Origin of the sequence: Niallia sp. (assembly GCF_031978665.1) — a bacterium.
Classification (GTDB): domain Bacteria; phylum Bacillota; class Bacilli; order Bacillales; family Cytobacillaceae; genus Niallia.
This window is the reverse complement of the sequence record NZ_DALZDK010000066.1, coordinates 1-12,122: the sequence shown is the minus strand read 5'-3', so window position 1 is coordinate 12,122 and position 12,122 is coordinate 1. Positions and strand designations below refer to the sequence as shown.

The window sequence follows — 12,122 nt, the reverse complement described above, 5'->3', positions numbered from 1 at the left end:
TTTCCAGTTAATCTTATTGTTGTTGGTACTTTTATTCTTAAATCACTTACTTTTACATCAGCTATTTCTTGGACTCTTGCACCAGTATCATATAATAATGAAAGAATAGCTAAATCCCTTCGGCATTCCTTCTTAGAAACATCAGGTATAGACAATAGCTCTTTAATCGCATCTATAGATAAGTAGTTCATTTCAACAACAGGCGTTTTTTTCGAACTTATAGAAATAACAGAATTGCACAGTTCCATATACTCGGGTGCCTCAATCTGTATATATCGAAAGAAAGCATGCAAAGCAGCCAACCTTTGATTCCTAGTTGAAATAGAATAGTTTTTTGCGCTTTCCAACCAAACTAAAAAGTCTTCAATCAACTTCCTGTTCATTTTTGAAAAACATAATTTTTCAGGTTTAATACAAAGCACATCATTACAATATCTAAGAAAAATTGTAAAGGTATCCCTATATGACTTGATAGTGTTATCACTATATCCTGTTTTATTAGGTATATATTTTAGAAAGTAGGAAGATAGGTACTTCCCAAAATCAGTACTATGCATCTGTTTCCACCTCCGGGAAAACCCCATCGTAAAGAGGTGCAATAGAATCAATGATTAGTCCATAGGCTTCTTCGGTAAGTCTTAAGTATTTTTCTGTGCTTTCAATATCCCTATGTCCTAAGTAAGCACATAAGATTGGTAATGCACAATAGATGTCCTGTCCATCTTTAACCATCTTTTCTAGTGAATGTACTGCAAAAGTATGTCGTATATCATGTACTCTAGGTCCAACTTCACTATCTGTAAATATTCCTGCTGACTTCATGAAATTTTTGAATTTTACATATACAGGGGTATTGTTATATTTCCCATTATCCCGTGAGGGATAAAAATATCCTTCGCCAAACATATCAAACCCCATTTTCGAAGCATACTCTCGACAATAATAGGTTAATGAACTCGACATAGGGACTAATCTGCTTGTATTATTTTTTGCTTTTGTGACTGTCAGAACCCCGTTATCTAAATCAACATCTATCTTTTTCAACGACAGTGCTTCATTAATCCTTAGTCCACATCCGTACAACATCCTAAAAAGCATAGGATAAATCATGTGATAACGTTTACTCCATGGTGTATATTCCAAATTATCTACAACTTCTAATATTCTAGTGATTTCTTCACGAGTAAAAATATAGGGAGTAAATGTATTTGAAATAGGGATTAATTCTTTTGGATGGACGTAAAAACTAAAGCCAATGCTATTCATAAATATGGAAAATTGTCTAATAAGGCTCATTCTCATATGCTGAGTTTTGGGCGATTCAGTGCCCCTTCTACTAACATAGTCTTCTACCATTTCTTTATTAAGTATCAGTGTAGGGATATCATATTTTTTAAAAAAATCATCCATGTATCTTAAACTATAAAATGATGATTCACCAAATTTGTAACCAAGATTTCTTTTATACTCAACATACATCGGACAGTACTCTTTAAATGGTCCATCAAAAACGAAATTTTTTTCTCTATCTTTCATAAGGCACCTCCAATGAAACTGATCGGAGTTGTTCTATGTCGATACGGAGATACAACTTCGTTGTATTCGAATTTTCATGCCCTAATACGCCAGTAATAACAGGAAATGGAGTATTTTGTTTGAGTAAATTGCTCGCCAAACTGTGCCTCATAGAATGAAGACCGTGTTTTCTATTATTGATAGAGATGCCAGCGGCATCCATATACTTATTGATGGTACTCCAAAATACATGCCCTGAGGCAAAGGCAATGAAGGGTGCTCTATGTCTAATGAAAATGTGTGGATCCTCTGAAGACGGTCTACTATTTTTCATATAATCAATCAAGGCGAATTTTAAGTTTTCCATTAGAGGGAGACGTAATGGATTTTTTGTTTTTTCTTGTATGAATTCTATAGTATCTAGGTGCCATTTTATATTTTCAAACTTTAAGTGTCTTATATCACCAGCACGCATTCCTAATTGCACTGCCAATATAAGAACAATATAGTCCCTACGTCCAATCTTTGTATTTCTATCGACCGTTAATAGGATTCTTTGTATTTCTTCTGTTGAGTAAAAGGAAGGAATTCGCTCAAATTTATTTGAGCGAATAACAGGGAAAAGCTGATTTAATTGAGATTCAACATACCCTTGCGAAACCAGAAAAGACAAAAAATCTCTTAAATTAAACAAAATACCTGCTTTTGTAGAATTAGAATATTCACCCAAAGTTTCTAAATATGCCAAGACATCATAAGGAACTAAGGTATTAATATCAATTAGTATGAGTAAAATGTTTGTGGGAGAATAAATATCCTTTTTGTCTAGTTGGGGGACGCGTCCTCCAACTAGACAAAAAGGCCACCAAGCGAGAGCGCGGTAGCTGGAAAAAATGAAGCATTAAAAAAGAGAGCTTCCTTTTGTAAAGTAGAATTTGGCGAAAACTACGAAAAGGAGAGGCTCTCATGAATCAATGTAACACAAAAATGCCATCATTAAAAGAATTGGAAAAAACTTTATTTCGAACACTCCAAATGACGTTTCAAGAAATCCTTGTTCAAACGTTAGAAAATTGGGATCAAGAGATTGCCCAGCAACGAGACAAAAGAAGATTTGCTTTACGTGATAAACGAGAAATACGAGTAGATACAGCGTTTGGAGCTGTGGAGCTGAAGCGTAATTATTATTTCGATCGTGTGACCAAAAAATATATTTGTCTATTAGATCACTATTTACAGTTTCAGGGGAATAAGGGATTTAGTCCACTACTAGAAGAATGGGGGTTAGAACTAGCGACGAATGGCTCCTCCTATCGAAAGGCGGTGGAAACGTTCGAACAATTTTTAGGCTATTCGGCGATGAGCCATGAAGCATTACGGCAACATCTTCTTCAAACAAACGTACTTCCCGCTAAGGAAAAACGCTCTTTTCAAAAGGTATTGTTCGTCGAAGTAGATGGATTATATGTGAAGAGCCAAGAAAAGAAAAAGCGTGGATGGGAGTTGAAATTCGCCGCTGTGCACGAGGGATGGAAAGAAAACGGAAAGCGAGTCAGACTCCGAAATAAAAGGCATTTTCTCTATGAAGGAAAAGAACCCTTTTGGGAAGCCTTTGAAACGTTCTTACAGAATCATTATGCGTATGATCCTACCCAAACCTTGCTTATTATTAATGGCGATGGAGCAGGCTGGATAACGGCATGTCGAGAGTATTTTCGGGAACGCGCCTTTTTCACCATGGACCGTTTTCATGTCGCTCGTTCGATGAAGCAACTAATGAAGAGCCATCCTCGATACCGCTACATGAAAAGAGCGTTAAAAAACTACCAGGTAGAAACATTACTTCTAGAGTTGAATAGCGCAGTAGGAACAATGGATACACCAGAAGAAGAAGAAAAACTAGAGCATTTCCTCGGCTTTTTAACGCATCATCAGGAAACCATAAAAGATTACCGTAGTTGGTTACAGGAGAAAGGCGTGGACACGACAGCGTATCGTCCAATGGGAAGTGCAGAAGCAATGATGAATCAATTAGCCAAACGATTAAAGAATGGAAGAGCATGGAGCAAAAAAGGGGTCATGAGCATGGCGCGCTTGTGGATTGGATTGAAGGATGACCTATCCATCCAAACGATATATGGGAAATGGGAAAAAGCCACGGAAAAATCAAAGAAAGAGCATCGAGCGAAAAGAAAAATACCCACAAAATTAGTAACAGAAACCGTGCGTCAGAACATACCATACTTAAATCAGGCGATTGGAAAACCCATTCACTTTGCCTTACAGGGATTAAAAGGTTTTTAAAAAAGAAAAAAACGAAATTTTGATGAAAGAAAACATTTAGAAAACGGATACAAAATTAGAAGTTTTACTTTATAAAAAGGGAGCTATAAAAAAACTCCCACAAAAACTTGACTCAATCTATTTACTTTTTATTATCTTACCATAACTTAAAGTCTGATACAATGGACGTTCATTTATACTGTTTGAGTTTCTTTTCTTTCAGTTTACTCAGAATATTACCATGCCATTATCAAGCTTATAATTTTCTTAATACTAATTATGAAACAGAGTTAATTCATACGTTTCAACTAATGTCATAGCCCGCGACTTGGGAGCTTATTCGTTCTTTAAAAATAGCGAACCAAAAAAAATTAGTGGAAAAACCTTGTACTGTTGGATGTTCGATTTAACTGATGAAAATATCCCGGAATTTTTATGCATTCGGAAATATTGTTTTTAAGGTCCCTTTCACTTCTGTTTTCTCTTTAGAACCTGGATTAAGCTAATCTCTATTTTTTTAAAGAGAACTAGAAATTTCAAATTTAGAAAGTATAATATTTGAAATTGAAAAAAATTCTTCTTTATTAAAACAAATTTAGTGGAGGTTTTAGCTTTGAATCAAAATTCAATATATAAAATACAAGATGAACTTTGCGACCAAAAAAGTAATGACTGTATGACAAAAATTGATTCTAATCATATAATTTATACAGATAATCCTTTTGGAGTAGAGGATTATTTGCAGCCAATAGAGCAAGAGGATTTAAAACAAATTCTCTTACTTACAAGAGAAGATTTTAAAGCTGGGGGTGGAGTGTACACACACGAATTCATTAATGAATTTGAAAAGCTTTTTGTCTATATTATAAATAACTTATCTCATTTCAATCAGTGCGAACTGTATGATATAGATGAAGATTATTCTGTCGTTCACTTCTATTGGGACGTTTGCAATGATCCAGTTATCCCTTACATTGTAGGACTAACACCAGAACGTTTTAAAAGTTACTTCGAAGCAATTTATGGTCCCTATAAATCAATAATGATTAAATTAAGAAGATACTCTACTGGTTATGTAGGTGAGCCTATTATTTGGACAATGCACATATTCGAAGTATTAAAATAGCAGAAAACCGATACAACATTGACAAATCTTATGAGTAAGTTAGGAAGAATCTATGTGAATTAAATTCTCTTTTAAATTGGAAGGAAGGACTTTATGAAAAAATACATTCTTAAAGTAAGTAAACAGCCTTATCGTGAAGATAGTGGGTTAACATTTTGGGTGTATAAGCCTATCCAAATGGGATAACCTTATCCTGTGAATATGGTTATGAATATGTTGAGCATTATGAAAAACTATCTTACTATGATGAAGTAAAAGTAGGCAGTCAAGTTAGATACTTCGATAACTCCGAAACTGATTACGAGGTGTATTTTGAAATTAATGGAGAGTACTCACCTGGAACATTAACCGAGATTGCAAAAGAGTTATCTACTGGAGAAAATATGTATCGTGAGCAATACGAGGCATTTTTACTAAAGGCAAAAGATAAAGTGCGGTTAATAAAAGTTAGTGACTGATTGCTCATTTAATGGAATGCCTGTTGTCATATACACAGGCAGCTTGCAGGGGAATGTGAGTTGTTAAAAAATGGTAATAAATCAGAGTCATATACTGCACAGTACAATGATACTAGTTACGAATATCTATTTAACCCGATCACTTTGAAAGTGATCGTTTTTTCGTATTTAACTAAAGACTACGCAACAATAATTTCCATAATTATAGATATGGGTAATAATATAGTAATCATAGACTCTAGAGAAGGATAATTTTTATATTTATTGAATAACTAGCTATATAATGATTATGTACACTCAATTAAGGCAACATCAGTTTATTGCGCATTCATGAGCAACGATGGTTTAAACTGAAAAATAATGACAAACAGGAGGTGGATTTATGGGTGAAATGAGTTTGACGGACTTATTCGGACGTATATCCCCTGCTACTCAAACAGAGCTGCCAAGGTTCTTAAAGTGGCAAGATGAAGTAGTTGGGATAGTCAATAAAGATTTATCTTTGTCGATAACAAATAAAAGCATAAAGCATTTAAAGCTTATTTTCGGTGATGATACAATTTGGACACGGGAAAGATTTAAGGATTTTTTATCAGATCGAATCCCTAGTTCGCAGCGCAGAGATATTGAACAGATTCTCAGAAAGGCTGGACTCACAGAGTACAATGTATTCAAGTTAGCTAGAGCTACTAGAGCATTTAATGCAAAGGACTTATTGTGGCTTGCAGATAACGAAGGTGATAAATTTTCAGACTATCTTCCAGATGTTATGTCATCTGTATTCCTGTACTCAAGGGATGTAGAGGGTGATGCGGTCCATTCACCAGAAGGCGTAAACCAAAAAAGGTATGGAATAAGCAGAGGTCACTACGGAATATACAAGAAGCGATTAAATCCATCTAGCAGTGATGTTGAGTGTGAGGTTGCAGTATATTTTTTGGCTCGTGCTTTAGGTGTACCTTGTTGTCCAGCTTGGCTAGTAGAAACTCCGAAAGGCGACGAATGTTTCTCTCAGTTTGAGTACAACTTTTCTTCACAATATATAGTTCACTTACGAAGGTTGTTTAAGGAAGGTGAACAGGCAGGTGAGATTTACACTACATTAATCAATAAGTTACCTGAATTTGCTAAAGAGATTTCACAGATGGTATTGTTGGATTTTGTATCTCGTCAGACGGATCGGCATATGAGTAATGTAGCTTTGTTAGTAACTGGTGAACGTGTAACATTTTATCCTTTATATGATAATGGTCGTAGCTTATTTTTTGAAGACAAAGGTGATCTAATTAGCAGAGCTGTTAAAGATATACAAGGTTACAGTGAGTCTTTTGGAGAAATAGGGACATACCATGACGCTGTGCTAGAAGTGTCTAAGCGTTATAAAATTTCTGAATTAGTAAATCTAGATGTGACTGAACACTCCATTTGGAGTTATTATGCAAAAGCCAAGCTGAAGAATGTTCGCTTGAGAGGTGCGCACGAGTGGACAACTAAATGCTTAAAATTTCTTAAAACATTGGATTCTTAATAAACGCGTTGAGGGTGCTAAAATAGAATTCTTACTTTTAGTAGCGCAGTACCGAGTACAAAATACTATCCAATAGAAAATTAATATTCCACAATCGGCGTGATTGCGGAGACCAAAAGCCTAAATCATCTGTAAAAATACGAAGGATTTAGGCTTTTTTATTTGATAATTGTTGACATTTTTCTATTGGTACATTCTTTCTTGTGGTTGTAATCAATTTTTTTTAAAAAATACTGTTATTGAAAGAAATACTTTATAAAATTTTTTTGAAAAAAAATCTAAATTCCCTCCTAGTATATTATCTAAAATTGTTTAGGAGGCGTATAAAATGGTGCATTAGATTAGATCTGTAAAAACTGAACCCCAATTATATCAGTCACATTAAATTTAACATGGGATGATGGGTCTTATACCTTTTTGATATGAAGACAAGGAAAACAATTTTCGTCCTGCTCTCCTTTCAAAATAGCACCTCAATCCCTCATTTACGCAATTTAATCAACGCAGCCTGTTTTCTTTTTTAACTCTCCAATTTCAAAGTAAGACATTCCTAAAATCTCATGAATATCGGAATCCGATAGCTTCTTACCAATCATCTTTTTGGCAACTTGGAGTTTATATCCTTTCTCTTCTTCATCGATCTCTACATTTTTAGTAATTAGTTGCATATTCGATAGGCTTGCTTCTAAGATGATATGGTCATTCGACGTAAGAAGAGTGTGAATACAATTTAAATAGTCTTGTGCTTTTTCCACTGACATAGCATGGAAGTATTTTGAATCTAAATAAATGGATTGTTCCAGTAAAGATAATCTTTTTTTGTATGTAAGTTCACTCATAATTGTCCTCACTCTCGATTTCATTTGAATTAGGGAAATTAAATTTTATGAACTCGCTCATAACATCTAATAACACCGGTTCTTTTTTAGCTGCTCTCTCAAGGATGCCAATTCTCTCTTTTTCTTTATATATTTCTGCTAAAGCTTCAAAAACCTGCTCGATTTCGATGCTTCCATACCTCTCGAAGTGCTGAATCATAAGTTCGATATCTTCAGCAGGAAAAAGAAGTGCTAAAACATCTTTAGAATATCCTCGCTTTAACAATTCATTGCTTACTCTTCCCAGCTCAAACGCCCCGATTACTGAAATAAATCTCCAATAGAAATTCTGAGGGAACGGCAGCATTCCATAGAATTCTTCAGTTGTTCCCTTTCTGTATATGTCCAACAACCTCTCCTTCATTTCCTTTTTATCCCCATTTTCCTTCTGATGCGCTTCCAAAATTTCAATTGCCCGTTGGTAGGAAGGCATTTCATTTTTTAGCTTGCTTATCGACTTTTTTACATCCTCTTTTTCTTCTTCGTCTCCCGTATCATGCTTTAAAAAATATTTATAATTGTCGATTAAGTCTATATTGGCCCTAACCGATTCTTTTAATTGGATGACAGCTTCAGTAACCGGAGTGTCTAATATTGTTTTCGTGTAATCCCTTATGTTGGTAAGGTCTTCTAAATCTACACTTTCTTCATAAAGCTTCTGGAAATCGAAATCCACATTATTCGCCCATCGAACTGTAGCAGCAACGGAATCTAGAGCAGCACTCAAAAATAAATGGCGGTCACTCTGGATGTCTGCAATTAGGCTCTTGGGCTGGGAAGGGATATTTCGTATGTCAAAAAGACGGTACGCACCATTATCGAATTCTAGAATCAATTTAAAGGTCTTCGTTGGATAAATGGACAGGATTCTCATTTTCTAACTCCTCCCTCACTTTCTTTTCTATGTAATGTCTCCACACCGATGCTGCAATGGGATCTTCCTTCAACACTTCTCTAATTGTTTTTCTTGTTTCATTATCATCAGAATAAAGGACAGGAGTACCATATTCCTCGATTTGGTCTGCGAGATATTTTTTGAATGATTCCTCATCGTTCTTATACAATTCAAGTTGAGTTGATATTAGAGTTATATCTTCGACTGAAAGCTCTAATTGCTTTGATATTTCCTTCACTGCCATATCTTGCTCCAGAGAGGACACACTCTTACTTGTAATCTCTGGGTCAGTTTCAGTCTTGAGTAAATGATCCCTTTTCCTTCTTCTTACTTCATTTTCATCAATAACATCTATATTCTCTCTATCCGTATGGAAGATGTGAAATTCTCGATGAGGATATTGATTATGGAGCGACTTGTACGCTTTCCACGCTAAAGAAGAATCATCGTAAGTGGATATAACGGACATATTCAATATTTTTCGACTTGTACCTATTACTTCTTTTTCTAGAGCTTCAATCAAAACAATTTGGTTGGGGAAAATCCGTCGTACTTCTGACCAATTCATGGTTATCCTCCTTCGTATCTTCTCTTCTTCCTCTTATTCCCTCTAGCGTATTATGTCTTTAATGCATATGCAATCAGTTCGTGTCTGAATGAAGAAAAAAGAAAAGCCTCCATCTCGATGATAAAGGCAAACTTCACTCTTAAACATTCAATATCCGTAATTCCCATCCACTCTCTTTGCGATAAATCTTCGTTTGTTTGGTTTGCCTATTGTGTTATTTTCCCCGACAATTTGGTACCTTCGAGGTTTCTATAATTCTTGATTTCTTTTATCTCGCTTATATATATCTTCAGTCCCCTTTGACTCTATTATTTATAATTGAGGGCCATTTATATCTTCGTCAATACATTCTTTAACAAGACGAAGCAGTACTTTCATTTTATCAATTTGATTTGACATAAATTCTATTCCATTTAAAAGGATCAGCCAAAAGACCAAAAATAGAATGGCATTTAATGATACAGATGAGGGTGTGAAGTTTTTAAAATTAAAAATCGTCAGCACTGTCGGGACTATAATACCAAGAAGTATAGTCTGTGTCGTGCTAAAAATGGCAGTGTATTTCTGACTGGTAGTCTGCATTTCCAGATAATCTTTAAGTCCCCTCAACTCTTTCACGGTATCATAATGCTGCCTTATTTTCTGCTTAATAAATTCAAAGTTGTCATGGAATTTAGCCCGGTCAAATGTTTTTTCGTTCTGCAAGTCATTGTATAAATCAAGGTACACATTGGTGTCCCCCAGCCAGGTCAGCATTGAATAGTTTTTTTGCTTTCTCTTTTCAAACCATGTTAGCCCTTTTTCAACTGCAAAGTGAATCAGCCATGTCAAAAAATTCACAATCACCAGAGTAACTACTATTATCATAATGTATTGGACGGCAGACGAAAGATTTATTTCCGTTATTTTTATTTTCAAGAATGAAGCTGCCACTACCAGCAGGCTCATTACGGTATGTATTATCTTTTGCATTATGTTCCTCTTTTTCAAATTTTTTGTTTTAATTAGTAACTTGCGAACGATTGCCGGCTATTTAATTTCATTCTTCCTCAATTTAGTAATAAACAAAACGAAATTTTTTTTGTAAAAGTATTAAAACCGCCATTTCCTCCTAGTATACTATCTAAAATCATTTAGGAGGCAAACAAATGTTATCATTTAGAATAGTATTTAAAAGTTACGACAGGAAAGCAGAAAATGAATGGAGTGAATTAGATATAACTTGGTACGATAAGCCCACTGATGCTCCTTATGATTATGGCATTTATAATGAAGAGGACAATTCCTTTGAAGCTTGGACCGAACATTTAATTCGTTTTCATGATTGGATACTTGAAGGTTATACGAAAGGATATTCTCTTTCATTTTTTAGTGTAAATATATATCGGGATCACGATCAAACTCAAGACGATATCCTTTATTCCATGACACATATTCCCAAAAACTATAACAATTGCATTGAAATAATAAGAGGAAATCTAAAAAGCTATTATGAAGTAAGCAAAGAAGACATTAACTATATAGAATTTGTAGAACAACACTTGCCACTATTTAACAAAATCATCATCACCAATAAAAACTTTTCTAAATTTCTTGATAGCTATCAAATTAACTCTGAAGTGGCATCGGAAATTAAAGAGGAAGTTGCTTCTCTTTTGAATTTATCTAGCTTTTTATTTTATGCAAAAAACGAACGGAAGGAACAAATCTCACAAAGCAATATTAGTATGCTAAAGAACCTTCTAAAACAATTTAAAAACAGTGAAAGTAATAATTCTAAGAGAATGAGAGAGTCTACAATTTCATTAATAAATGAATTTGAAAATATCATTTCACCGGATGACCCTTTTTAATTTTTAAATGCATTTAGGGCAGTGGCACAATAGCCACTGCCTTTTTGTATCGAAAAAAAATTTCCCAAACTTTAGCTATCCATAATTGTTGTCTATAAATCAAGTGCTTTGACTGCCCGGTCTTTCTCATCCTGTGTAATTCCTATGTATCTGAGTGTAATGCTTGGTGCGGAATGATTTAGCATATCCTGCAATAACACAATATCTGTTCCCATTTTATACTGATGGTAGGCAAAAGTTTTCCTTAAACTGTGCGATCCAATATTTTTCAGACCCAACTCTTCGGCAGACTGTTGAATTATCCTCCATGCACTTTTTCTGTTTATCGGCTGTGAGTTTCCATTAGAATCTCGTTTGCGGCTCTTAAATATAAATTCTTTTATATTGCCATCAAAGTTGTTGTCTATATAATTCCTTAATGCTTTTTGAACACCCTTTGTCATTGCAACTTTATTATTTTTTCCCGTTTTCGTTTCCTTTAAGGTAAAATGTTCATATAGCCTTCCCCTGTTGTCCATAACATCGCTATATCTTAATGAAAGTAAATCAGAAACACGAAACGCAGTGTTAATTCCGATCAAGAACAACAAATGGTCTCTGGGAGAACCGCTCAGTAGTTTTTTCATTCCATCAATCTTTTTCCGGTCGCGAATAGGTTCTACATATTCCACTATAATCCCCCTCACTTCTACTGACAAATCAAATAAGACATAACCTCTCCAATTCACTTATTTTAGTCCATTCAAAATTCACCCGCTGAATTAATTGCACCTAAAAACTGCTCAATCCCGTGCGCCTGTAAGAGCGGAGCGTTATCTCCAAAAGAGACATAATCCCTTTATGTCTCATTCGGCTTTTTCTTCTAATTTAGGTCCTTTTTTATGCAATTACAACGCCGATTTGAGTCTAAATCTTGAATACCATTAAGAAACTAGAGATTTTGTAGTGTTTTTCGTACCCGTTCGCCTTGGGCTTAGAGAACGGCTCTCTGTTACCTTTTTCTCCTTTTTCCCTATGC

Annotated in this window: 13 protein-coding genes; 5 read left to right on the top strand and 8 right to left on the bottom strand. The window is 34.8% G+C overall.

The features are described from left to right. The 3 genes from RTL21_RS22740 to RTL21_RS22730 all read right to left on the bottom strand — a co-directional run. The coding region (locus RTL21_RS22740; protein ID WP_312099403.1) for a tyrosine-type recombinase/integrase at positions 1-557 on the bottom strand (557 nt) is incomplete at its 3' end. Next, positions 550-1,536 carry a tyrosine-type recombinase/integrase gene (locus tag RTL21_RS22735; RefSeq protein ID WP_312099401.1) on the bottom strand — a complete coding sequence of 329 codons (987 nt, stop codon included), beginning with the start codon at positions 1,534-1,536 and terminating at the stop codon, positions 550-552. The genes RTL21_RS22735 and RTL21_RS22740, both read right to left, overlap by 8 nt. Then, the gene (locus RTL21_RS22730) at positions 1,526-2,263 is read right to left on the bottom strand and encodes a site-specific integrase (protein ID WP_312099400.1); all 738 of its coding nucleotides are present in this window, start codon (positions 2,261-2,263) and stop codon (positions 1,526-1,528) included. The genes RTL21_RS22735 and RTL21_RS22730 overlap by 11 nt, the downstream gene beginning before the upstream one ends. A gap of 218 nt (positions 2,264-2,481) precedes the next feature. Here RTL21_RS22730 and RTL21_RS22725 point away from each other — a divergent pair, with 218 nt between their 5' ends. The 4 genes from RTL21_RS22725 to RTL21_RS22710 all read left to right on the top strand — a co-directional run bounded on the left by RTL21_RS22725 (position 2,482) and on the right by RTL21_RS22710 (position 6,910). Then, positions 2,482-3,819, top strand: coding sequence for an ISLre2 family transposase (locus RTL21_RS22725; protein ID WP_312099398.1), 1,338 nt, complete (start codon positions 2,482-2,484; stop codon positions 3,817-3,819). Between the two features lie 592 nt (positions 3,820-4,411). Further along, positions 4,412-4,924, top strand: coding sequence for a hypothetical protein (locus RTL21_RS22720; RefSeq protein ID WP_312099397.1), 513 nt, complete (start codon positions 4,412-4,414; stop codon positions 4,922-4,924). Between the two features lie 305 nt (positions 4,925-5,229). Further along, positions 5,230-5,382 carry a hypothetical protein gene (locus RTL21_RS22715; RefSeq protein ID WP_312099396.1) on the top strand — a complete coding sequence of 51 codons (153 nt, stop codon included), beginning with the start codon at positions 5,230-5,232 and terminating at the stop codon, positions 5,380-5,382. 391 nt (positions 5,383-5,773) lie between these two features. Next, positions 5,774-6,910 carry a hypothetical protein gene (locus RTL21_RS22710; protein ID WP_312099395.1) on the top strand — a complete coding sequence of 379 codons (1,137 nt, stop codon included), beginning with the start codon at positions 5,774-5,776 and terminating at the stop codon, positions 6,908-6,910. A gap of 494 nt (positions 6,911-7,404) precedes the next feature. Here the strand turns inward: RTL21_RS22710 and RTL21_RS22705 are convergent, their stop codons facing one another. From RTL21_RS22705 to RTL21_RS22690, 4 genes are all read right to left on the bottom strand, one after another. Next, complete coding sequence (locus RTL21_RS22705; RefSeq protein ID WP_312099394.1) at positions 7,405-7,749, bottom strand: hypothetical protein; 345 nt, start codon at positions 7,747-7,749, stop codon at positions 7,405-7,407. After that, positions 7,742-8,623 carry a hypothetical protein gene (locus RTL21_RS22700; RefSeq protein ID WP_312099393.1) on the bottom strand — a complete coding sequence of 294 codons (882 nt, stop codon included), beginning with the start codon at positions 8,621-8,623 and terminating at the stop codon, positions 7,742-7,744. The genes RTL21_RS22705 and RTL21_RS22700 overlap by 8 nt, the downstream gene beginning before the upstream one ends. Before the next feature lies 1 nt (position 8,624). Then, positions 8,625-9,251: a hypothetical protein gene (locus RTL21_RS22695; protein ID WP_312099391.1), complete on the bottom strand. Its 627-nt coding sequence runs from the start codon at positions 9,249-9,251 to the stop codon at positions 8,625-8,627. 312 nt (positions 9,252-9,563) lie between these two features. After that, positions 9,564-10,223, bottom strand: coding sequence for a hypothetical protein (locus tag RTL21_RS22690; RefSeq protein ID WP_312099390.1), 660 nt, complete (start codon positions 10,221-10,223; stop codon positions 9,564-9,566). A gap of 176 nt (positions 10,224-10,399) precedes the next feature. Here RTL21_RS22690 and RTL21_RS22685 point away from each other — a divergent pair, with 176 nt between their 5' ends. Next, complete coding sequence (locus tag RTL21_RS22685; protein ID WP_312099388.1) at positions 10,400-11,104, top strand: hypothetical protein; 705 nt, start codon at positions 10,400-10,402, stop codon at positions 11,102-11,104. A gap of 92 nt (positions 11,105-11,196) precedes the next feature. Here RTL21_RS22685 and RTL21_RS22680 read toward each other — a convergent pair whose 3' ends face one another. Beyond that, on the bottom strand, positions 11,197-11,775 hold the full coding sequence (locus RTL21_RS22680) for a site-specific integrase (RefSeq protein ID WP_312099386.1): 579 nt from the start codon (positions 11,773-11,775) through the stop codon (positions 11,197-11,199). Between the last annotated feature and the right edge of the window lie 347 nt (positions 11,776-12,122).

Bases quoted from the DNA above. Each gene is read 5' to 3' on its own strand.
- RTL21_RS22690 (WP_312099390.1), bottom strand. From the start codon at position 10,223: ATGCAAAAGATAATACATACCGTAATGAGCCTGCTGGTAGTGGCAGCT.
- RTL21_RS22725 (WP_312099398.1), top strand. From the start codon at position 2,482: ATGAATCAATGTAACACAAAAATGCCATCATTAAAAGAATTGGAAAAA.
- RTL21_RS22685 (WP_312099388.1), top strand. From the start codon at position 10,400: ATGTTATCATTTAGAATAGTATTTAAAAGTTACGACAGGAAAGCAGAA.
- RTL21_RS22695 (WP_312099391.1), bottom strand. From the start codon at position 9,251: ATGAATTGGTCAGAAGTACGACGGATTTTCCCCAACCAAATTGTTTTG.
- RTL21_RS22705 (WP_312099394.1), bottom strand. From the start codon at position 7,749: ATGAGTGAACTTACATACAAAAAAAGATTATCTTTACTGGAACAATCC.
- RTL21_RS22710 (WP_312099395.1), top strand. From the start codon at position 5,774: ATGAGTTTGACGGACTTATTCGGACGTATATCCCCTGCTACTCAAACA.
- RTL21_RS22735 (WP_312099401.1), bottom strand. From the start codon at position 1,536: ATGAAAGATAGAGAAAAAAATTTCGTTTTTGATGGACCATTTAAAGAG.